Origin of the sequence: Brevundimonas bacteroides DSM 4726 (assembly GCF_000701445.1) — a bacterium.
In the GTDB taxonomy this organism is placed as follows: domain Bacteria; phylum Pseudomonadota; class Alphaproteobacteria; order Caulobacterales; family Caulobacteraceae; genus Brevundimonas; species Brevundimonas bacteroides.
In genome coordinates, this window is sequence record NZ_JNIX01000009.1 from 285,958 (window position 1) to 305,798 (window position 19,841).

Annotated in this window: 21 protein-coding genes; 10 read left to right on the plus strand and 11 right to left on the minus strand. The window is 69.5% G+C overall.

The window, feature by feature from the left end:
- Position 1 precedes the first annotated feature (1 nt).
- The 5 genes from pyrC to ruvX all read right to left on the minus strand — a co-directional run bounded on the left by pyrC (position 2) and on the right by ruvX (position 4,272).
- Positions 2-1,276: a dihydroorotase gene (pyrC, locus tag Q333_RS0108785; protein ID WP_029416377.1), complete on the minus strand. Its 1,275-nt coding sequence runs from the start codon at positions 1,274-1,276 to the stop codon at positions 2-4.
- Positions 1,273-2,253: an aspartate carbamoyltransferase catalytic subunit gene (locus tag Q333_RS0108790; protein ID WP_029416378.1), complete on the minus strand. Its 981-nt coding sequence runs from the start codon at positions 2,251-2,253 to the stop codon at positions 1,273-1,275. The genes pyrC and Q333_RS0108790 overlap by 4 nt, the downstream gene beginning before the upstream one ends.
- 45 nt (positions 2,254-2,298) lie before the next feature.
- Complete coding sequence (locus Q333_RS0108795; RefSeq protein ID WP_029416379.1) at positions 2,299-2,820, minus strand: RICIN domain-containing protein; 522 nt, start codon at positions 2,818-2,820, stop codon at positions 2,299-2,301.
- Between the two features lie 61 nt (positions 2,821-2,881).
- Positions 2,882-3,805: an AEC family transporter gene (locus tag Q333_RS0108800; RefSeq protein WP_029416380.1), complete on the minus strand. Its 924-nt coding sequence runs from the start codon at positions 3,803-3,805 to the stop codon at positions 2,882-2,884.
- Entirely contained in the window at positions 3,802-4,272 is a 471-nt protein-coding gene (gene ruvX, locus Q333_RS0108805) for a Holliday junction resolvase RuvX (protein WP_029416381.1), read from the minus strand. Before ruvX ends, Q333_RS0108800 begins: the two co-directional genes overlap by 4 nt.
- A 71-nt stretch (positions 4,273-4,343) precedes the next feature.
- Between ruvX and Q333_RS0108810 the strand changes: the two genes are divergently transcribed.
- The 4 genes from Q333_RS0108810 to Q333_RS16960 all read left to right on the plus strand — a co-directional run bounded on the left by Q333_RS0108810 (position 4,344) and on the right by Q333_RS16960 (position 7,044).
- Complete coding sequence (locus Q333_RS0108810; protein ID WP_029416382.1) at positions 4,344-4,883, plus strand: hypothetical protein; 540 nt, start codon at positions 4,344-4,346, stop codon at positions 4,881-4,883.
- An 80-nt stretch (positions 4,884-4,963) separates the two neighbouring features.
- Positions 4,964-5,251 carry an Asp-tRNA(Asn)/Glu-tRNA(Gln) amidotransferase subunit GatC gene (gene gatC, locus Q333_RS0108815; RefSeq protein WP_029416383.1) on the plus strand — a complete coding sequence of 96 codons (288 nt, stop codon included), beginning with the start codon at positions 4,964-4,966 and terminating at the stop codon, positions 5,249-5,251.
- Between the two features lies 1 nt (position 5,252).
- Positions 5,253-6,731: an Asp-tRNA(Asn)/Glu-tRNA(Gln) amidotransferase subunit GatA gene (gene gatA, locus Q333_RS0108820; protein ID WP_029416384.1), complete on the plus strand. Its 1,479-nt coding sequence runs from the start codon at positions 5,253-5,255 to the stop codon at positions 6,729-6,731.
- A gap of 49 nt (positions 6,732-6,780) precedes the next feature.
- Complete coding sequence (locus tag Q333_RS16960; RefSeq protein WP_157072406.1) at positions 6,781-7,044, plus strand: hypothetical protein; 264 nt, start codon at positions 6,781-6,783, stop codon at positions 7,042-7,044.
- Positions 7,045-7,256: 212 nt separating this feature from the next.
- On the opposite strand, the gene Q333_RS0108830 is transcribed toward Q333_RS16960, so the two are convergent.
- Positions 7,257-8,189, minus strand: a complete 933-nt coding sequence (locus tag Q333_RS0108830) for a glycerophosphodiester phosphodiesterase family protein (RefSeq protein WP_029416385.1) — start codon at positions 8,187-8,189, stop codon at positions 7,257-7,259.
- Positions 8,190-8,317: 128 nt separating this feature from the next.
- On the opposite strand from Q333_RS0108830, the gene plsY reads away from it, so the two are divergent.
- Together plsY and dprA are read left to right on the plus strand one after the other, a co-directional pair.
- Positions 8,318-8,959, plus strand: coding sequence for a glycerol-3-phosphate 1-O-acyltransferase PlsY (gene plsY, locus Q333_RS0108835; protein WP_029416386.1), 642 nt, complete (start codon positions 8,318-8,320; stop codon positions 8,957-8,959).
- On the plus strand, positions 8,956-10,044 hold the full coding sequence (gene dprA / locus Q333_RS0108840) for a DNA-processing protein DprA (RefSeq protein ID WP_029416387.1): 1,089 nt from the start codon (positions 8,956-8,958) through the stop codon (positions 10,042-10,044). The genes plsY and dprA overlap by 4 nt, the downstream gene beginning before the upstream one ends.
- Here the strand turns inward: dprA and Q333_RS0108845 are convergent.
- Positions 10,041-10,283 carry a hypothetical protein gene (locus Q333_RS0108845; protein ID WP_157072407.1) on the minus strand — a complete coding sequence of 81 codons (243 nt, stop codon included), beginning with the start codon at positions 10,281-10,283 and terminating at the stop codon, positions 10,041-10,043. The two genes, dprA and Q333_RS0108845, sit on opposite strands and share 4 nt — an antisense overlap.
- 142 nt (positions 10,284-10,425) lie before the next feature.
- Here Q333_RS0108845 and topA point away from each other — a divergent pair, with 142 nt between their 5' ends.
- The gene (gene topA, locus Q333_RS0108850; RefSeq protein ID WP_029416389.1) at positions 10,426-13,053 is read left to right on the plus strand and encodes a type I DNA topoisomerase; all 2,628 of its coding nucleotides are present in this window, start codon (positions 10,426-10,428) and stop codon (positions 13,051-13,053) included.
- An 897-nt stretch (positions 13,054-13,950) separates the two neighbouring features.
- Positions 13,951-15,027 carry a PA0069 family radical SAM protein gene (locus Q333_RS0108855; RefSeq protein WP_029416390.1) on the plus strand — a complete coding sequence of 359 codons (1,077 nt, stop codon included), beginning with the start codon at positions 13,951-13,953 and terminating at the stop codon, positions 15,025-15,027.
- Between the two features lie 4 nt (positions 15,028-15,031).
- On the opposite strand, the gene Q333_RS0108860 is transcribed toward Q333_RS0108855, so the two are convergent.
- Together Q333_RS0108860 and Q333_RS0108865 are read right to left on the minus strand one after the other, a co-directional pair.
- A complete protein-coding gene (locus tag Q333_RS0108860; protein ID WP_029416391.1) occupies positions 15,032-15,415 on the minus strand; it encodes a hypothetical protein in 384 nt (127 codons plus the stop codon).
- A gap of 2 nt (positions 15,416-15,417) precedes the next feature.
- Positions 15,418-16,662: a class I SAM-dependent RNA methyltransferase gene (locus Q333_RS0108865; RefSeq protein ID WP_029416392.1), complete on the minus strand. Its 1,245-nt coding sequence runs from the start codon at positions 16,660-16,662 to the stop codon at positions 15,418-15,420.
- A 143-nt stretch (positions 16,663-16,805) separates the two neighbouring features.
- On the opposite strand from Q333_RS0108865, the gene Q333_RS0108870 reads away from it, so the two are divergent.
- Positions 16,806-17,342, plus strand: a complete 537-nt coding sequence (locus tag Q333_RS0108870; protein WP_051651208.1) for a glycine zipper 2TM domain-containing protein — start codon at positions 16,806-16,808, stop codon at positions 17,340-17,342.
- A gap of 109 nt (positions 17,343-17,451) precedes the next feature.
- Here Q333_RS0108870 and Q333_RS0108875 read toward each other — a convergent pair whose 3' ends face one another.
- Positions 17,452-18,213 carry a TlyA family RNA methyltransferase gene (locus Q333_RS0108875; RefSeq protein WP_029416394.1) on the minus strand — a complete coding sequence of 254 codons (762 nt, stop codon included), beginning with the start codon at positions 18,211-18,213 and terminating at the stop codon, positions 17,452-17,454.
- On the minus strand, positions 18,210-19,100 hold the full coding sequence (locus Q333_RS0108880; protein WP_029416395.1) for a LysR family transcriptional regulator: 891 nt from the start codon (positions 19,098-19,100) through the stop codon (positions 18,210-18,212). Before Q333_RS0108880 ends, Q333_RS0108875 begins: the two co-directional genes overlap by 4 nt.
- A 129-nt stretch (positions 19,101-19,229) precedes the next feature.
- Here Q333_RS0108880 and Q333_RS0108885 point away from each other — a divergent pair, with 129 nt between their 5' ends.
- Positions 19,230-19,790: a carboxymuconolactone decarboxylase family protein gene (locus tag Q333_RS0108885; protein ID WP_029416396.1), complete on the plus strand. Its 561-nt coding sequence runs from the start codon at positions 19,230-19,232 to the stop codon at positions 19,788-19,790.
- Positions 19,791-19,841: the final 51 nt, after the last annotated feature.

The following is a 19,841-nucleotide window of genomic DNA, read 5'->3' on the forward strand; positions in this document are numbered from 1 at the left end:
CCTAGAGGGCGTGGACGGTCCGTCCAGCGACGACCGTCCGCGCCACCCGGCCCTGCAGCCGCCGCCCGTCGAACGGCGAGTTCTTCGACTTGGACCGCAGCGCGTCGGCGTCCACGATCACGGGCGCGCCCGGATCGAACAGCACCAGATCGGCCGGAGCCCCCGGCGCCAGCCGCCCGGCCTCCAGACCCAGCAGGCTGGCCGGTCCTTCGGTCAGCGGGCGCAACACGTCCAGCAGGTCGATCCCCTCCTCGTGATGCAGCGTGAGCGCCGCGGGCAGCAACGTCTCCAGCCCCACCGCCCCTGGCGCCGCCTCCGCGAACGGTCGCCGCTTGTCCTCGGCGGGCGCGGGCGCATGGGCCGAGGTGATGGCCTCGATCAGCCCGTCCCGGACCGCCTCGATCAGCGCCCGCCGGTCGCTCTCGGGCCTGAGCGGCGGGTCCAGCCGGTAGAAGGTGCGGTAGTCGCCGATGTCCACCTCGTTGAAGCACAGGTGGTTGATCGACACCGAGGCGGCGACCTCCAGCCCCCGGCCGCGCGCGCGGGCCAGCACCTCCAGCGCGCCTTCCGTCGAGATCTGGTCCACCAGGAACCGCACCCCGGTCTGTTCGACCAGCGCCAGGTCCCGCTCCAGCTGAATGCGCTCGGCGATGGCGGGCGCTGACGGCAGGCCCAGCCGCGTCGCCAGCTCCCCCGACGTCGCCACCGCCCCCTCCGACAGCCACGGATCGGCCGGCCGACACGCGATCAGGGCGTTGAACGCCGTCGCATAGCTCATGACGCGGCTCAGCACCCGGCTGTCGGCGATGACATGGTCCCCGTCGGTGAAATAGAGCGCGCCCGCCTCGTGCATCAGGCCTATTTCGGCCATCCGGCTCCCGCCCCGGCCCTTCGTCGCCGCGCCCGCCGCCCTGACGTTCACGAGCCCCAGCGCCGCCCCGCGCCGCTGGATGAAGTCGACCATCGCCGGATCGTCGACAGCTGGGTCCGTGTCCGGCTGCACCACGATGGTCGTCACCCCGCCCGCCGCCGCGGCCAGGCTCGCCGACTTCAGCGTCTCCTTGGGCTCGGCCCCCGGCTCGCCTGTGCGCACCCGGATATCGATCAGCCCGGGCGTCAGGCACAGCCCACCGGCGTCGATGACCTGCTCACCCCGGATCGGCGCTCCGCCATGCTCGACGAGGGTGATCACCCCGTCCTCGACCAGCACCGCCCCCGGCCCGTCGTAATCCGACGCCGGGTCCAGCAGGCGCGCGTTGACGACCGCCAGGCTCATCGCGCGCTCTCCAGCCGCATCGCCAGCGACGCAAGCACCGCCATCCGCGCCGCTACGCCCATCTCGACCTGATCCTGGATCAGCGACACCGACAGGTCGTCGGCCACGTCGGAATCGATCTCGACGCCTCGGTTCATCGGCCCGGGATGCATCACCTTCGCCCCGGCCCTGGCCCAGGCCAGCTTCTCACGATCCAGCCCCCAAAAGCGGAAATACTCGCGCGTCGACGGCATCAGCGCCCCGTCCATCCGCTCCAGCTGCAGCCTCAGCATCATCACGACGTCGCAGCCGGCCAGGCCCTCGCGCATGTCGTGGAACACCTCGCAGCCCCAGCGATCCGCGTCACCGGGCACCAGCGTCGGCGGTCCGATCAGCCGCACCCGCGCCCCCATCATCGACAGCAGGGCCACATTGGACCGCGCCACCCGGCTGTGGGCGATGTCGCCGCAGATCGCCACCGTCAGCCCGCCCACGTCCCCGAACGCGCGCCTCAGGCTCAGCAGGTCCAGCAGCGCCTGCGTCGGATGTTCATGGCGCCCGTCGCCCGCGTTCACGACCGCGCACCCGACTTTCTGGCTCAGCAAGGCCGCCGCCCCCGACGCCCCGTGCCGCACCACCAGGATGTCCGGCCGCATGGCGTTCAGCGTCACAGCGGTGTCGATCAGGGTCTCACCCTTCTTCACCGAACTGGCCCCGACGGGCATGGTCACGACGTCGGCCCCCAGCCGCTTGGCTGCGATCTCGAACGAAGAGCTCGTCCGCGTCGAGTTTTCGAAGAACAGGTTCAGCACCGTCCGGCCGCGCAACAGGTCGAGCGCCTTGGTGGAGGACCGGTTCAGTTCGACAAAGGCGTCCCCCAAGTCCAGCAGCGCCGAGACGAACGGCGGGTTCAGGTCGGCCGCCGCGAGGAAATGGGATTTCGGAAACGGGACCAGCCGGTCAGCGATCAGGTCGGCGGCGACGGCGGCGTTGGTCATCGAAGCTCGCCTATAGAGGCAGATGCCGTCGAAGGGAAAGAGGCGTCACCGCCTCTCGAACGTCCACAGCTGATTGGTGCGCCCGTTGCAGGGGGAGGTCAGGACCGCTGTTCCCTGCTCCCCTCGGCCGCCCTCGACGTCCAGACACAGGCTGCTGGATTCGTTGACGATGCTGCGCCCGGCGCGATCCTGACGCCAGAACTGCCGACGCGTGCCGTCGTTGCAGACGGCCAGATAAGGCCGCGAGCCGGGCGACGATGGCGATTCCAGACAGAGCCTCCCATCCCGACCTCCGACGACCAGCTGCGCGCCGCCCCGTCCGACGTCCGAGGGGTTTGCCGGAGCCGGATAAAGCCGCTGGTTGGCTCCGCCGTGGCAGGGCCAGATGATCAGGGCGTCGCCCGGCTGCATCCGGCCGCCCGAAACGTCGAGGCACAGGCCGTTCACGGCCGTCCGGGCCACATAGGTGTTGCGGTAGAAGCCGGGATCGGCCGTCTGGGCGGCCGCTGCATTCACGACCGTCGTCGCCAGGGTCGCAACGACCAGTCCGAACCTCCACAGACCCATCAACCCCTCCCCCGCATCTGCACGATCAAGAGTAGCGCGAGCAGAAATCCGTGTCACCGCGTCACCCCAGATGGAACAGGGCGAGCAGGATCGGGATGCCCGCCGCGCTGCCGACCGTCGTCAACGCCACGATCCCGGCCATCAGAGGCGCGTCCCCGCCCATCTGCCGCGCCAGGATGTACGACGCGGCCGCCCCCGGGGCCGCCCCGCACAGAAGCGCGATCCCCTGCGCCGTGTCCGACCCGCCGTATAGCCGGCACAGCCCCCACATCAGGAACGGGGTGATCACCAGCTTGACGATCGACACGGCCGTGATCGTGCCTTTGCGCCGCGCCACCTCGGCGAAGCTCAGCCCCGCTCCGGCCACGATCAGCCCCAGCGGCAGGGCGGCTCCGCCCAGCAGCTCAAGCGTCTCGGAAATCCCGCCCAGCCTCGGCACGCCCGTCAGGTTCAGCGCCAGCCCGATCAGGCAGGCGATCAGGATGGGGTTGGACAGGATCGCCTTGCCCAGTGACAGCGCCGACAGCTCCCGCTGATCCGCCCCCCACCGCACCAGCACGATCACGCAAAGCACATTCGTCACCGGGATCATCGCCCCGATCACGACCGCTGCCAGAGCCAGCCCGTCCGGCCCATAGACGGCCTGGATCACCGGCAGGAAGACGAAGCTGTTCCAACGGATCACGCCCTGGAACACCGAGGTGTAGGCCGGCCCGTCGATCTTCATCAGCGGCCGGGCCAGAAGCGTCACGGCCGAGATGATCAGCACCGCGCTGACCGCCGCGGCTCCCGCCGCCGTCGCTCCGCCGCCCGAGATGTCCGCATGCCAGATCGCCGGGATCAGAAAGCCCGGATACAGCAGATGGATCGACAGCTTCTCGATCGGCCGCCACGCCGCATCCGGCAGGAAGTCGGATTTCCGAAGGCCATAGCCGATGGCGATCAGCACGAAGACCGGCACCACCCCGGCGAGCAGGGCGGTCATGTCGATGGACGCAGCCGATCCAGCGCGCCCTGAAGAATCCACGCCGCCGCCGTCCGGTCGACCACGCCAGCCCGCCGCCTGCGGCTCAGGTCCAGTTCGTCGATCAGGAACCGCTCGACCGCGCTGGTCGACAGCCGCTCGTCCCAGAAGGCAACGTTGACGGGTCGCAACCGCTCCAGGTTCCGCGCGAAAGCCCGGCACGACTGGGCGCGAGGGCCTTCGGTCCCGTCCATGTTCATCGGCAGGCCGATCACCAGCGCCGACACGCTCCGCCCGTCCATCAACCGGAATAGTGCCTCGGCGTCCTGGGTGAACTTCGTCTTGCGGATCAGCTCCAGCGGACTGGCGATCATGCGGCTGGTGTCCGACACCGCCACCCCGATTGTCTGATCGCCCAGATCCAGTCCTATCCACGCCGTGTCTGGCGGACAGGCGGCAGGAAGGTCTGTCAGATCATGTATGGGCACGCGCGGGCCGTAGGCGTTGCCATTCGGCGTGTCAAAGGACAGGGTGCAAGCGTCACCATCTGGAGGGGTCCATGTCGCGTTTCGCCATCACCGCAGTCGCCGCCGTCGCGTTCGGCTTGTCGGTCGGAGCCTGCGAAGCCGCACCGGGCACAGACGCGGCCGCCCCTGCGGGCTCGGCGACGCCCGCCGAGGCGGCCGCCCCTCAGTCCGCGCCGCTCACGCCCGCGGGCGCTCCGGCCCCGCTCACCGCCGAGAGCGCCGAGGACGAGGGCATTCAGTATGCCGCCTCGGTCGTCCAGCTGGACGCCATTCCCGACACGGACGCCAAGCTTTTCGGCACTGCGGGCGGCGACCCCGCCATCAACGGGCTCTACACCTACCTGGCGGTCTATCAGTCGACGGCCGACGGCTGGGCGGTCTACCGCCTCGGTGATTTCAACAGCTACACGGTGCTGTCGACGGGCCAGAACCGCGTCGATCTCGAGGTCAGCCAGAGCACCTGGAACGACGCGGCAGGGACCGCCGACACTCAGGTCAGCAAGATCATCGTCCAGTGGACCCCGACCGAGGGCGGTCCGCCCTCTTCCGTCACCGTGACGCCGGGGCGCTGATCAAGCCACACGGCCTTCTTGTGCGGCGCGGCACGGGCGGCTAATCCCGCCCGCTTGACCCCTATCGACTGGAGGGCCCTGTGGCCATCGACGCCGAGACGGTGAGGAAGGTCGCCCACCTCGCCCGCATCAAGACCCCTGACGACCGGCTGGAGCCCCTGGCCCGGGAGCTGAACGGCATCCTGGCCTGGATCGAGCAGCTTCAGGAGGTCGATGTGACCGGCGTGGAGCCCATGACCTCCAATGTCGCCCAGCCACTTCGCCTGCGCGACGACGTCGTCACCGACGGCGCCAAGGTCGACGCCGTCCTGTCCAACGCGCCGAAGTCCGCCGACGGCTTCTACGTCGTGCCCAAGGTGGTCGAATAGAATGTTCGACCTGACCCAACTGACCCTCAAGGCCGCTCTCGACGGCCTGAAATCCAAGGCCTTCTCCTCGGAGGAGATCACCCGCGCCTTCGTCTCGACCATTGAGGCCGCCAATCCGACGCTGAACGCCTACGTCGAGATCACGGCCGACAAGGCGATCGACATGGCCCGCGCGTCCGACGCTCGTATCGCCTCGGGCGACGCCGGCGCTCTGGAAGGCGCGCCGCTCGGCATCAAGGATTTGTTCTGCACCGACGGCGTCCAGACGACGGCTGGCTCCAACATGCTGCGCGGATTCGTCCCGCCCTATGAATCGACCGTCACCGCCAACCTCTGGCGCGACGGGGCGGTCATGCTGGGCAAGCTCAACATGGACGAGTTCGCCATGGGCTCGTCCAACGAGACGTCGGCCTTCGGCCCGGTCAAGAACCCCTGGAAATCAAGGGGCTCCAACGCCGACCTGACGCCAGGCGGCAGCTCGGGCGGCTCGGCGTCGGCGGTCGCGGCGGACCTGTGCCTGGCCGCCACGGCGTCCGACACAGGCGGCTCGATCCGCCAGCCCGCCGCCTTTACCGGCACCGTCGGCATCAAGCCCACCTACGGCCGCGCCAGCCGCTACGGCATGGTCGCCTTCGCCAGCTCGCTGGATCAGGCCGGGCCGATCACCAAGACGGTCGAGGACGCCGCCATCCTGCTGCGCTCCATGTGCTCCTTCGACGTGAAGGACTCCACCAGCCTCGACGTCGAGACGCCGGACTGGACCCAGTCGGTCGGCCAGTCGGTCAAGGGCCTGCGCATCGGCGTGCCGCGCGAATACGTCGTCGAGGGGATGCCCGCCGAGATCCAGGCCCTGTGGGACCAGGGCGTCGCCTGGCTGCGCGACGCGGGCTGCGAGATCGTCGACATCTCGCTCCCCCACACCAAGTACGCGCTCCCGACCTACTACATCGTCGCCCCGGCCGAGGCCTCGTCCAACCTCGCCCGCTACGACGGCATGCGCTTCGGCCACCGCGCGGCCGAGGCCAAGTCGCTGACTGACCTCTACGAGACCAGCCGTGCCGAGGGCTTCGGCAAGGAGGTCCAGCGCCGCCTGACCATCGGCGCCTATGTGCTGTCGGCCGGCTTCTACGACGCTTATTACGTCCGCGCGCTCAAGGTCCGCCGGCGCATCGCCCAGGACTTCGACGACGTCTGGGGCCAGGTGGACGCCATCCTGACACCGTCCACGCCCTCGGCCGCCTTCGCGCTCGGCGACAAGCAGATCGACCCGGTGACGATGTACTTGAACGACGTCTTCACGGTGACCGCCAACCTCGCGGGCCTGCCCGGCATCAGCGTCCCCGCCGGCCTCGACGCCAACGGCCTCCCCCTCGGCCTCCAGGTCATCGGCAAGGCGCTCGACGAAGCCACCGTCTTCCAGGTCGGCGCGGCGCTGGAACAGGCGGCCGGCAGCGTCGGCAAGCCCGAGCGGTGGTGGTGATCAACATCCGGTTGCGCTAGACTCCGGCCCGTCCGGTATGGAGGTCAGCATGCGTACGATTCTCACTGCGCTTGGCACTGCGTTGTTCTGCGCAGCCACGCCCGCATCTGCCGACATCTACGCCGACGATCTCAGCCGGTGCCTGGTGAGATCAACCTCGGCTGAGGACCGTGTCGCATTCACCCAGTGGATGTTTTCGGCGATGTCGACAAATCCGAACGTGGCTGGTCTCGCCAGTGTGACCACGGAGCAGCGTGCCAACTATTCGCGCACCACAGCGCTGCTGATGCAGCGACTGCTGCTCGACGACTGACGGGCTGAGACCATCGCCGCTATCCGCTACGAAGGCGAGGCTACCATCGCGACGAGCTTCGAGGTTGTCGGCCGTGTCGCCATGGCAGAACTGATGAACGACCCGGCTGTTGCCGCCGAACTGAGCGGTTTGGGCGAAAGCTTGGACGAAGCTCGCTGGGAGGAACTTATGGCCGAAATCTCACCCGGCCAGCCAGCAACGGAGTAACCGGATTACTCCGGTAACATCCGGCAGCGTTCTGCCGCCGCCAGCTCCGCCCGCAGCACGCTCCTGACCGCCAGCGGCGCGTCCGTCGCAATCACAACCGCGCCCTGCTCGAACAGGTCCCGATACTCGGACACATCCCCGTCCTCGGCATAGCGGTCGTCCAGCCGCCGCCTCGGCGCGCCGAGCGTCCCGAACTGCGCTTCCACACCCCGCTCCGCCAGCGCCTGCCACAGCGCCGGCCGCGGCTCCCGCGTGCCCGTCCACGCCAGAATCTGCGCCGGGATCAGCCCCTCCAGTCCCTCGGCATCGTTCAGACCCGCCGAGATCATCATCTCCGGCGCCATCTCCGCCACCGCGCGCGCAGTCTCCGGCGAATAGGTGATCAGGATCACGCGATCCTCAGCCACCACGGCCCGCACCTCCTCGATCACCCGCCGCGCCAAGGCCAGCGTCGCGGCCTCATCCGCCGGCTTCAGGTCGATGGAAGCGATCACCCCCGCCCGCCCCGCCGCGTCCAGCGCCTCCGCCAACGTCGGGGGCGGCGCGTCGATCACCGTCCCGTCCGTCGCCTCCAGCCGCGCCGCCCGCACCTGTTCGAACGTCAGCTCCGCCACCCGCCCCGCGCCCGTCGTCGTCCGCTCCAGCGTCTCGTCGTGCATCAGCACCAGCCGCCCGTCCGCCGTCAGGGCCGCGTCGATCTCCACGATCGCGCCGGGAATGGCCCGCCCGGTCGCCTCGATCGCTTGGATCGAGTTCTCCGGCTGGTCGTCCGCCGACTGCGCCCGATGCGCCGACACCATCACCCCGCCCGTCTCGCGCACGCAGTCGAAGAAGGCCGCGAGCGCGGGCGTCGGATCCGCCTCTGGCCGCACAGGCGTGGCGGCGCAGCCCGAGGCCAGCAGTGCGGCGACGGCGGTCGTGGCGAACAGACGGATCATGGAGGTCTCCAGGGCGGGCGGAGGCGTCTCTTAACGGCCACAGCGCGCCGCCGGAACCCTCCACCGCCCTTGCCGCGACGACAGCCGCGCCGCATTCTGACGATGCACGTCTGGCGGGAGCGAATCAGTTGCAAGACCTAGTGGGCCCGGCGCTCGGAACCCTCGCGGCTATCGCCGTGGGCGGATATCTGCTGGGCTCGATCCCGTTCGGCGTCCTGATCACCCGCGCCGCCGGGGCCGGCGACGTGCGCAAGATCGGCTCGGGCAACATCGGCGCGACCAATGTGCTCCGCACCGGCCGCAAGGACCTGGCGCTCGCCACCCTTTTGCTGGACGCCGGCAAGGGCGCGGTCGCCCTGCTGATCGCGCGCCAGCTGTTCGGTTCCGAGGTCGCCGGCGCCATCGCGGGCGGCGCGGCCTTCCTCGGCCACCTCTTCCCCGTCTGGCTCGGCTTCAAGGGCGGCAAGGGCGTCGCCACCTTCTTCGGCCTGCTGATCGCCGCCGCCTGGCCGCTGGGGCTGATGGCCGGAGCCACCTGGCTGATCGTCGCCTTCGCCCTGCGCTACTCCTCGCTCGCCGCCCTGGTCGCGTCGGCCGCCGCGCCCATCTACGCCCTTCTGCCCCTTCCGGCGCTGGGCCTCCCCGCTGAGCAACCGATCCTCGTCCTGGCGATCTTCACCGCCGCCCTGATCTGGGTCCGTCACCACGAGAACATCGCCCGCCTGCTCAAGGGGGCCGAGCCCCGCATCGGCGCCGCGAAGAAGGCATGAGCCTCAGCCCGGCCGAGCGGTTCGCCCGGCTGCGGCTCGCCCGCACCGACCGCGTCGGCCCCGTCTCCTTCCGCCAGCTCCTCCAACGCTTCAGCTCGGCCGAGCGCGCGCTCGACGCCCTGCCCGACCTCGTCAGGAAGGGCGGCGGCCACGGCTTCGCCCTCCCGCCGGTCGAGCGCATCGAGGCCGAACTCGCCGCCGCCGACCGCATCGGCGCCCGCCTCATCGTTCTGGGCGACCCAGAGCACCCGCCACGGCTCGCCGCGCTCGACCCGCCCCCGCCCGTCCTCTGGGTCCGAGGCGACGCCAGCCTGCTGGCCAAGGACTCCGTCGCCATCGTCGGCGCCCGCATCGCCTCCGCCGGCGGCCAGCGCATCGCCCGCGGTCTGGCCCAGCAGCTCGGCGAGGTCGGCTTCGTCGTCGTCTCTGGCCTGGCGCGCGGCATCGACGCCGCCGCCCACGCCGGATCGCTCCCGACTGGGACGGTCGCCGTCCTCGGCGGCGGCGTGGACGACGTCTATCCGCCCGACAACGCCGCCCTCTACGACCAGATCGTCGACCAGGGCGCCGTCGTCTCAGAAAGCCCCATGGGCGCCCGCGCCCAGGCCCGCGACTTCCCGCGCCGCAACCGTATCATCTCGGGCCTGTCACGCGGCGTCATCGTGGTCGAGGCCGAGATCCGGTCCGGCTCCCTCATCACCGCCCGCCTCGCCAATGAACAGGGCCGAGAGGTCTTCGCCGTCCCAGGCTCGCCGCTGGACCCGCGCTCCAAGGGCCCCAACGAGCTCCTGCGTCAGGGGGCTCACATCTGCGAGGGCATAGACGACGTGATTCGCGGCCTGGAGACCCTGCGCACCCTCGCCGAGCCGCCCGTCGACAATCCTTTCGACGCCTGCGCCCCCGACGGAGAGCCCGACGCGGCCTTCCTCGACCGCGTCGCCGCCCTGCTGTCGCCTACGCCGACGCCGCGCGACGAGATCGCCCGTGCGCTCAACGTCCCCGTTGCCGACGTCGCCGCCGCCCTGCTGGAGCTCAGCCTTATGGGCCGCGCCACCCTGCTCCCCGGCGCTCTCGCTTCAACTTAGGCTATGTGGCGCCGGGCGACCGGGTCCAGGTCCACCCGCAAGGCCGGAGCCGTTCCGGCTGCCCTCGCCGCCGCCGCATCCAGCAACAGCCCCAGGTCCTCGTCGCCATCCCACCGCGCCATCTGCGCCAGCTCGACGGCCATCGCGCCGATGTACTCTCGCACTGGGTACTCGCGACGCTCGCTCTCCTCGGGCCGGTGCGACTTCGACCGGTCGATGGACTGGGACGGAATGGTCATGGCGAGGCCCTTCGCTGGGGTGACGCCGCAGATGACCACAACTTAAGCCTGTTTGGCAACCATAAGGCGAATTGTCTCGTCCGATTGACAGACGCCGCCTGCCCAACCACGTTCGCCGCCCCTCCCCTCAGACTGAGCCGTAATGAATCTCGTCATCGTCGAGAGCCCCGCCAAGGCCAAGACCATCAACAAATACCTCGGCTCGGGCTACGAGGTGCTCGCCTCCTACGGCCACATCCGCGACCTCCCTTCCAGGGACGGCTCGGTCAAGCCGGACGAGGATTTCGCCATGGACTGGGAGGTCGATCCCAAGGCCTCCAAGCGGATGTCCGAGATCGCCGAGGCCGCCAAGCGCGCCGACCGCCTGATCCTGGCCACCGACCCCGACCGCGAGGGCGAGGCGATCAGCTGGCACGTGCTGGATGTGCTGAACAAGAAGCGCGCGCTCAAGGACACTCCGGTCGAGCGCGTTACCTTCAACGCCATCACCAAGTCCGCCGTGCTCGACGCCATGGCCGCCCCGCGCCAGATCGACATGGAGCTGGTCGAGGCCTACCTGGCGCGCCGCGCGCTCGACTATCTGGTCGGCTTCACCCTTTCGCCCGTGCTGTGGAGGAAGCTCCCCGGCGCCCGCTCGGCCGGCCGCGTCCAGTCCGTGGCGCTGCGCATCGTCGTCGACCGCGAGCTTGAGATCGAACGCTTCCGGCCCCAGGAATACTGGTCGATCGAGGCCGACCTCGCCGCCGACAGCCCGCCCTTCACCGCCCGCCTGGTCAAGCACGCCGGCAAGCGCGTCCAGCGCCTCGACATAAAGGACGAGTCGACCGCGAACGCCGCCCGCGCCGCCATCCAGACCGGCGACTTCACCATCAGGTCGATCGAGAAGAAGCCGGTCCGCCGCTTCCCCTCGCCGCCCTTCACCACCTCAACCCTGCAACAGGAGGCGGCGAGGAAGCTCGGCTTCGACGCCCAGCGCACCATGCGCGCGGCCCAGAAGCTGTACGAAGGCGTCGACGAAACGGGCGGCCTGATCACCTACATGCGGACCGACGGCGTCCAGACCACGCCCGAAGGCATCGCCCAGGCCCGCGAGGTCATCGGCGAGGTCTTCGGCCCGGCCTTCGTCCCGGCGGAACCCAAGTATTACAAGTCCAAGGCCAAGAATGCTCAGGAGGCGCACGAGGCGATCCGGCCGACCAACATCGCGCGCCGCCCCGAGAGCCTGCGCCTCGAATCCGACCTCCAGCGCCTCTACGAACTGATCTGGAAGCGCATGGTGGCCTCCCAGATGGAGGCCGCGCGCCTGGACCGCACGACGGTCGAGATCGAGACGCCCGACGGCCAGACCGGCCTGCGCGCCACCGGCCAGGTCGTTACCTTCGACGGCTTCCTCGCCGTCTATGAGGAAGGCCGCGACGAGAAGCAGAAGGGCGCCGAATCCGAGGAAGACGACGACACGGCCCGCCTCCCCGCCCTGAAAGAAGGCGCCAAGGCCAAGGTCGAAGCCATTCGTTCCGAACAACATTTCACCGAGCCGCCCCCGCGCTATTCGGAAGCGACGCTGGTCAAGAAGCTCGAGGAGCTCGGCATCGGCCGACCCTCGACCTATGCCTCCATCCTGACGACGCTGCGCGACCGCGGCTATGTCCGCATGGACAAGAACCGCTTCATCCCTGAGGACAACGGCCGCCTGGTCACCGCCTTCCTGGAGCAGTTCTTCGGCCAGTGGGTCGAGTACGACTTCACCGCTGCGCTGGAGACCCAGCTGGACGAGGTCTCGGCCGGCGACATGGACTGGAAGGCGCTGCTGCGCGACTTCTGGTCCAAGCTGAAGCCCGCGACCGCCACCGTGCTGGAACGCCAGGGCGTGATCGACGAGCTCGACACCGCCATCGGCCCCTTCCTGTTCCCTGACAAGGGCGATAGGTCGGATCCGCGCCTGTGCCCGCTGTGCAAACAGGGCCGGCTGCACCTGAAGGCCAGCTTCAAGATGAAGTCATCCTTCATCGGCTGCTCGCGCTATCCGGACTGCCGCTACACGCGCGGCTTCGGCGCGGGCGAAAATGCGGGCGAGGAGACCGGCGGCGACCGCGACCTGGGCGTCGATCCGGAAACCGGCCAGCCGGTGTCACTTAAGATCGGCCGCTTCGGCCCCTATGTCGAAACGCCCGTACCCGGCGAGGACAAGCCCAAGCGCTCCTCCCTTCCCAAGGGCTGGTCGCCCGCGACCCTGACGCTGGAACAGGCCTCGCGCCTGCTGTCCCTGCCCCGGCCCGTCGGCGACCACCCCGAGGACGGCAAGCCCATCACGGCGGGCCTCGGCCGCTACGGTCCCTTCATCCTCCATGCCGGGACCTACGCCAATGTCGCGGATATCGAAGAGGTTTTCGAGATCGGCCTGAATCGCGCGGTCGTGCTGCTCGCCGAGAAACGCGCGGGCGGCTTCAAGGGGCGCGGTGCCGCGACCGCCCCGCTGAAGGACCTGGGCGCCCACCCGGAAACGGGCGAACCCGTCCACGTCATGGCCGGCCGCTTCGGCCCCTATGTGAAGTCCGGCAAGGTCAACGCCACGATCCCCAAGGGCACGGCCCCTGAGGACATGACGCTCGAGATCGCGCTGCCTCTCCTCGCCGCCCGCGCCGCCGCCGCCCCCGCCCAGGGCAAGAAGGCTCCGGCGAAGAAAGCCGGCGCCGCCAAGAAGCCTGCGGCGAAGAAGGCGGCTGGGGCAAAAAAGGCGATGGCGAAGAAAAGGGCGACGGTAAAGACGTAGCCCTTCTCCAAGAAGGCGAAGCTTGTCCAACTGTCGGCTCACGCTTCATGTCCTTCTCCCCTTGCGGGTCGGCGAAGGATCGCATGCGATCCGAGGAGGGGTGGCAGCCGAAGGCTGACGGATGAGGGGTGAAACTCGGTGAGCGGAATATCTGGCGCGGTCGATGGTTCGCCGGCGCCGTCGCGTGTCACCCCTCATCCGACCTCGCTGCGCTCGGCCACCTTCTCCCGCAAGGGGAGAAGGGAAGTCGCATGCCATTTTTCTCAATCATCCAAACTCGCCCGGATTTCCTCAACGAATCCAGCGCCCGTCGCCTTTGAGAGCCCGCGAACGCGCCCTCATATCCAGTCCCCTTAAAATCGGCCCCGTCCCGTCGCGAGGGGAAGGCGTCCTGGGCCCAGGACCCGGACGCGCGACGGGGCGCGATCGAAGCGGGGGATGGCCGGGCGACCGGCTGTCACAGCGCGTCGTTCACGGCCACGCTCCCTTTTCCGGCTGGAGGCTGGGACTGTGGACATCGGGTCGGGGCGGCGCGGGATTGTCCGCGGGGCTGAAACCGCGGAGCCCGGAGGGACCTGAGACCCTCCGCCCGCCGTGGGCCTCGGTTGGAAAAGGGTCTAAGCGGCGCAAAGGTTCGGGGTCGACAAGACACAAACCCGACAGGTCGCACGAAGCCCGCGTCCGACTGCTCACGAGCACCGATCGCGACGGAGCCTCGGCGCGAGCCGAAAAACATCTCTGGTCCCCGTAACGCGAAAGCAGGGGGCCCCATCGGTTCCGGGCGACCGCCCAGGCTCCGTCGCTTCCCCATCCCGTTCACAGCGGAAGAACGATGAGGCGTGTGCGATCACGGCAGACTGTTCTTGCTTTGTTCCGTTTTCCCGCTATCCTGATCTCATGTCCCCCACCCCCTTGCCGACGAAAGGCCGAGGCGCCTGCTCCAACGCCACGGGGCGGTACGAACCCACCACGACCGAGGCCTTCGACGACGGCTGGACCTCCGACGACGAACCGGCGGCCCAGATCCGCACCGCCCTGACGCCCGAACACGCCCGGACGATCATCGCGAAAAACACCAGTCCGGACATTGGCTTCGACCGGTCCATCAACCCCTACAAAGGCTGCGAACATGGATGCATCTACTGCTACGCCCGTCCGTCCCATGCCTGGATGGGCCTATCCCCGGGCCTGGATTTCGAGAGCCGGATCTTCTTCAAGCCCGAGGCCCCGCGTCTCCTGGAACAGGAGCTCTCGGCCCGCCGCTACGTCTGCAAGCGCATCCACATCGGCGGCAACACCGACCCGTACCAGCCGGTCGAGCGCGAACTGAAATCCACGCGGGGCATCCTCGAGGTCTGCCGCCGATTCAAACAGCCCTTCTCCATCATCACCAAATCCAATCTGATCACCCGCGATGTGGACATCCTTGGGCCGATGGGCCGCGACCGTCTGGCCAGCGCCTTCGTCTCGATCACGACGCTGGATCGCAAGCTCGCCCGCGCCATGGAGCCCCGCGCCTCGACGCCCGCAAGACGTCTGGAGGCCATAAGCCGCCTCGCCGAGGCGGGCGTTCCGGTCGGCGTGGGATTCGCCCCTGTCATCCCCGGCCTGAACGACCACGAACTGGAAGCCGTGCTGGAAGCAGCCGCCAAGGCCGGCGCCACGACCGCCATGTACGTGACGCTCCGCCTGCCGCTGGAGATCAAGGACCTGTTCCGCGAGTGGCTGGCCGACGCCCGGCCCGACCGCGCCGCCCGCGTCATGTCCCTGGTCCGCCAGACGCGAGGGGGCAAGGACTACGATCCCGACTGGTCCCAGCGCATGAAGGGCTCCGGCCCCGTCGCCGACCTGATCGGCGCCCGCTTCAAGGCCGCGATCAAGCGCTACGGCCTGGACGGCCCTCGCCACGACCTCGACGTCACGAAGTTCCGCGTCCCCGCCGACGCCCGGCCCCAGCTGGAGCTGTTCGCCTGACGGCTCAGACCGCGCCTTCCACCAGCGCCCGCCACGTCGGATCGGTGTCGTCCACAAGATCGACGTCCTCCATCAGGGCCACCACCCCCTCCCCGTCCGGCAGGATCAGGCCCAGAACCTCCATCTCCTCATCGTCGGGCCCGACATGGCGCTCGGCCTGCACCGCGATCGCCGCCTGCTCGCCGTCCTCGTCCCACCAGATCACCGGCTGGGGCAGCTCCATCTCGATCGGCCGGGCGTCCTCCGTGTCGCTCAGGGCGAACACCGCCCGCTTGGCCTGGACATCGTCCAGCATCGCCACCCGACCGGTGAACGGCGCCAGCCGCCGCCAGTCGTCGACGTCGAACCCGCCGCCATCCTCGCCGAAGTCCGGCTCTCGCTCGTCCATCGTCATCTCCGGAACACCCCGACCAGCTCGACATGGCTGGACCACAGGAACTGGTCGACCGGCGTCACCCGCTCCAGCCGAAAGCCCGCGTCGATCAGCACTCGCGCATCCCGCGCAAACGTCACCGGATTGCACGACACGCCCACCAGGACGCCCGCCTTCGTCCCTCCGATCTGCGCCGTCTGCTCGATGGCCCCGGCCCGCGGCGGATCGAACACGATGGCTTCGCATCCCTTCAGGTCGAACGGCGTCAGCGGCCTGCGGAACAAATCCCGCGCCTCGGCCGTGATCGGCTTGATGCCCGACGCCGTCGCGATGCCAGCCTTCAGCGCCGCAATGCCTGCCGCCGAAGCATCGGCCGCGACCACGCTCGCCACGGTCGCCAGCGGAAAGGTGAACGTCCCCGCCCCGCAGAACAGGTCGGCGACCTTCTTCGCCCCCCGCACCGCGTCCACCGCCCGCGAAACCATCGCCGTCTCCGCCTCCGGCACGGCCTGCAGGAACCCGCCCGCCGGCAAGGGCACGGTCGCCGGCCCAAACGCCACGCGAGGCTGCCGCGCCATCACCAGCGTCTCCCCCGCCAGCGACAGCCGCGCCAGCTCGGCTTCCGCCGCCGCCCGCACGGCCTGCGCCCGTCGGTCCGCCGACAGCCCGCCCGAGCGCCGCTCCACCCCCGTCACATCGACGTCCAGCCCATCCAGCGTCCAGGTCACATGCAGCGTCGGCGCCGACTTCGGATGCTCCAGAAAGGCTGCCGCGACCTTCGCCAGCGCCGGAAGCGCCCGCACCAGCCGGGGATCGGCGACCGGACATTCGCGGACCTCGACCAGCCGCCAGGACTTGCGCGCCTTGAACCCAAGCACGACCCGCCCGTCCGCGAGCCTTCGCGCATGTAACGCCAGCCGCCGCCGCGTCCCGGCGGGCACGGCCACGGTCGCCTCGACCTCCGTCTCGATCCGCTCCCGCGCCAGGGCGGCGACGACCTGCTCCCGCTTCCACGCCAGATACGGCCCGCTCGCCCAATGCTGCAGCGAACACCCGCCACAGTCGCCGTAATGGGCCGAAACCGGCGTCACCCGATCCGGACTGGCCTCGACGAGCTCGCCGCCCTCCAGCCGCCCGTCCCGCACCTCGCCCCGCACCACCTCGCCCGGCAGGGTCAGGGGCGCGAACACCGGCCCGGCGGGCGTCTCGGCCACACCGTCGCCCTGCCCGGCCACGCGGGCGATCGTCAGGATCGTCGTCATCGCCGGTCTCTAGCCCGCCCGGCCCGCCCGCGAAACATAAACGAAGATGAACGCCCCGATCAAAGCCGGTTCAGGTTGCGGGCTCTAGAACCGCTCTCAACAGACGCCGGATGTCCCGGTGTCGGAACAGGGGAGAGCTTCCCATGACCCGCAAGTTCGCCAAGCCCGCCGCCGTCGCCGCCGCCCTGGTCGGTGCCATGGCCCTGGCCCCCGCCGCCACGGCCCAATCGTATGGCTACGGCAACGGCTATCACAACAACGGCTACAGCCAGCCTTACGGCTACAACAATGGCTACGGTCAATCCTACGACCGCTGCCGCACCCTCGGTCAGGGCCGGACCGGCGCGGGTGCCCTGATCGGCGGCGGTATCGGCGCGGTGGCGGGCTCCCAGATCGCGGGCCGTGGCAACCGCACAGAAGGCTCCATCATCGGCGGCGTGCTCGGCGCAGTGATCGGCTCGCAGGTCGGTCGAGCCTCCAACGACAACTGCCGCTCGCGCGACGATCGGGCCTACGGCTACGATCGCTACAACGACCGCGCCTATTCCGGCGGCTACGACGACCGCAACTACGGTCGCTATGACAACCGCCGCGACGGCCGCCGCTACGAGAACGGCTACGAGGTCTCGGCCGACGGCTTCTACTACTACGATCCGCGCCGGGGCTGGCTGCCGCGCTGATCGCTTGAGGGTTCGCGGTCCCGGTTAGTTTTCAGCCCCCCTGTCGATCGGGATCGTGACAGGCGCCGCCGGCGGAGCAATCCGCCGGCGGTTGCTTTTTTGGGGGTCGCTAGCGCTCGCCGCGCGGCGACTGGCCCATTGAGCGACAGCTCGCCCAAAGCAAATACTCGACATTGCCGTCGCCGCCGAGGATGGGGCTATCGGCGGTTGCTCGAACGCTCCAGCCTGCGGTTTCCAGCCAGGCCGAGACCCGTCCGACCGAAGCGACGCGGGCGTGAGCGTCCTTGACGATGCCACCCTTGCCGATCGCTTGGGGGCCGTCCGCCTCGAACTGGGGCTTGACGAGGGCGACCAGATCGGCGGTCTCCGCCGCCAGTTCGAGAGCGGCAGGCAGCACCTTGATGAGGCTGATGAAGCTGGCGTCGCAGACGATCAGATCGGGCGCATCCGGCATCAGCGCGCGCGACAGAATCCGCGCATCGGTGCGCTCCAGATTGATCACCCGCGCATCGGACGCCACACGCGGATGCAGCTGGCCGGAGCCGACATCGACCGCATAGACCCGCGTCGCGCCCCGGCTGAGACAGACCTCGGTGAAGCCGCCCGTCGAGGCGCCCACGTCCAGCACCGTCCGGCCCAAGACAGGGATCGCCCAGCGGTCCAAGGCCTCAACCAGCTTCAGCGCCCCGCGCCCGACCCACGGATGAGGCTCCTCCACGGTCACGACATCGTCCTCGGCCACGATTTCGGAGGCCTTGGTGGCCGGTCGCCCATCAACGGTGACCCCGCCCGCCTCGATGGCCGCCTTGGCGCGCGCCCGGCTCGCGACCAGGCCGCGCGTGACCAACAGCACGTCCAACCGAACGGTCATCGCTGGTCCAGCCTCAGGCGCGGCGTGACGTGATCGAGGAACAGCCGCGCCTTTCTCGGCAAGTCGCGATGGGTCCACAGCGCCGTCAGCGGCATGGTCGGGCCCGACCATGCCGGCGCCACCCGCGCCAGCCGTCCCTCTGCGACGGCGTCTCGCACGGCGAAAGACGGCATAAGCGCCACACCGGCCCCTGCCTCAGCGAGGCCAAGAACAACCGCGCCGGCCGAGGCGCTTAGGGGTCCCGAGGGCTCAAGCTCGACCGCGTCGTCGGGGCCCTCCAGCCGCCACTTCTGCGCCAGGCTGGTCCCGGAAAAGACCACGCATCGCTCCCTCAGCCGCTCGGCCATCGGCGCCTCCGGGTCCAGCGACGCCGCCACCTCCGGTGCCGCGACCAGCCACCGCTCATAAGCCCCGAGCCTTCGTCCCGTCAGGCTGCTGTCGGTCAGCGAGCCAAGCCGCAGGATCAGATCCACCCCTTCCGCCACCGCGTCGATGCGCGCGTCCGTCGCCGCGAGATCGAGCCTCAGACGAGGCCATTCACGCAGGAAGCCATCCACATGCGGGGCCACCTCAGCCGTGGCGAAAGCCACCGAAGTCGACACCCTCAGCCGTCCGATCGGCTCACGATCCGCCCCGGCCGCCGCTTCGACGAGGGCCGCGTCCTCCTCCAGCAGCCGCAGCGCCTGCTCATAGACCCGCTGCCCCGCCTCGGTGACAGACAGCCGCCGCGTGGTCCGCAACAGCAGCCGCGCCCCAAGCTCGGCCTCGAGCCCCGCAATCGCGCGGCTGGTGGCGGACTGCGACAGGCCGACGTCCCGCCCGGCGCGCGAGAAGCTGCCGCTTTCGACGGCTCGGACGAACAGGCGAAGGGCGGACAGGCGGTCCATGCCGCGTCATTTCATGCGTCCACCGCATAAGTCAAAGCCGATCTGCCCGGCTACTGGGCGAACCGATCTGGGCGCACCTTCCCCCTCGACGACGCGCTGCTGCGCCGCCCGAACCGAAAGGAAACCGCCATGACCCAGTTCCCCATCCACACCGTGGAAACCGCCCCGGAGGCCTCGCGCCCCTTCATCGCCGGCGCCAAGGCCGCCTTCGGCATCGTGCCGAACCTGGTCGGCGAGTTCGCCGAGAGCCCGGCCGTCATCGAGGGCTATCTGGCCCTCGCCGGCGCCTACCAGAAGTCGGGCCTGACCCCGCTGGAGCGCGAGGTCGTCCTGATCGCCGCCTCCGTCGAGAACGCCTGCCACTACTGCGTCGCCGCCCACACCACGGTCACGCAGGGCCAGAAGCTGGACCAGACCGTCATTCAGGCCGTCCGCAACGGCGGGCCGATCGCCGACGCCAGGCTGGAGGCCCTGCGTGACTTCGCCACCCGCGTGGTCCGCGAGCGCGGCTGGGTCTCTGACGCCGACGTCAACCGCCTGATCGCGGCCGGCTATACGGCGGGCAATGTGCTGGAGGTCGTGCTGGGCGTGGGCCTGAAGACCATCTCGAACTACGTCAATCACATCGCCGAGACCCCGGTCGACGCCGCCTTCCAGGCCAACGCCTTCGAGCCGCGCCGGGCGGCCTGATCCCCTTCCCCGTAACGCGGCGGCGGCGTCCGGCGAAAGCCGGACGTCGTC

Excerpts from the sequence above, each read along its gene's own strand:
- Q333_RS0108865 (WP_029416392.1), bottom strand. The coding sequence starts at position 16,662 with ATGACGACGATCCTGACGATCGCCCGCGTGGCCGGGCAGGGCGACGGT.
- Q333_RS0108855 (WP_029416390.1), top strand. The coding sequence starts at position 13,951 with ATGTCCCCCACCCCCTTGCCGACGAAAGGCCGAGGCGCCTGCTCCAAC.
- topA (WP_029416389.1), top strand. The coding sequence starts at position 10,426 with ATGAATCTCGTCATCGTCGAGAGCCCCGCCAAGGCCAAGACCATCAAC.
- Q333_RS0108795 (WP_029416379.1), bottom strand. The coding sequence starts at position 2,820 with ATGGGTCTGTGGAGGTTCGGACTGGTCGTTGCGACCCTGGCGACGACG.
- Q333_RS0108810 (WP_029416382.1), top strand. The coding sequence starts at position 4,344 with ATGTCGCGTTTCGCCATCACCGCAGTCGCCGCCGTCGCGTTCGGCTTG.
- Q333_RS0108875 (WP_029416394.1), bottom strand. The coding sequence starts at position 18,213 with ATGACCGTTCGGTTGGACGTGCTGTTGGTCACGCGCGGCCTGGTCGCG.
- Q333_RS0108885 (WP_029416396.1), top strand. The coding sequence starts at position 19,230 with ATGACCCAGTTCCCCATCCACACCGTGGAAACCGCCCCGGAGGCCTCG.
- Q333_RS0108830 (WP_029416385.1), bottom strand. The coding sequence starts at position 8,189 with ATGATCCGTCTGTTCGCCACGACCGCCGTCGCCGCACTGCTGGCCTCG.
- Q333_RS0108800 (WP_029416380.1), bottom strand. The coding sequence starts at position 3,805 with ATGACCGCCCTGCTCGCCGGGGTGGTGCCGGTCTTCGTGCTGATCGCC.
- Q333_RS0108845 (WP_157072407.1), bottom strand. The coding sequence starts at position 10,283 with ATGACCATTCCGTCCCAGTCCATCGACCGGTCGAAGTCGCACCGGCCC.
- gatA (WP_029416384.1), top strand. The coding sequence starts at position 5,253 with ATGTTCGACCTGACCCAACTGACCCTCAAGGCCGCTCTCGACGGCCTG.
- Q333_RS0108880 (WP_029416395.1), bottom strand. The coding sequence starts at position 19,100 with ATGGACCGCCTGTCCGCCCTTCGCCTGTTCGTCCGAGCCGTCGAAAGC.
- Q333_RS16960 (WP_157072406.1), top strand. The coding sequence starts at position 6,781 with ATGCGTACGATTCTCACTGCGCTTGGCACTGCGTTGTTCTGCGCAGCC.
- Q333_RS0108860 (WP_029416391.1), bottom strand. The coding sequence starts at position 15,415 with ATGGACGAGCGAGAGCCGGACTTCGGCGAGGATGGCGGCGGGTTCGAC.
- Q333_RS0108870 (WP_051651208.1), top strand. The coding sequence starts at position 16,806 with ATGACCCGCAAGTTCGCCAAGCCCGCCGCCGTCGCCGCCGCCCTGGTC.
- Q333_RS0108790 (WP_029416378.1), bottom strand. The coding sequence starts at position 2,253 with ATGACCAACGCCGCCGTCGCCGCCGACCTGATCGCTGACCGGCTGGTC.
- dprA (WP_029416387.1), top strand. The coding sequence starts at position 8,956 with ATGAGCCTCAGCCCGGCCGAGCGGTTCGCCCGGCTGCGGCTCGCCCGC.
- pyrC (WP_029416377.1), bottom strand. The coding sequence starts at position 1,276 with ATGAGCCTGGCGGTCGTCAACGCGCGCCTGCTGGACCCGGCGTCGGAT.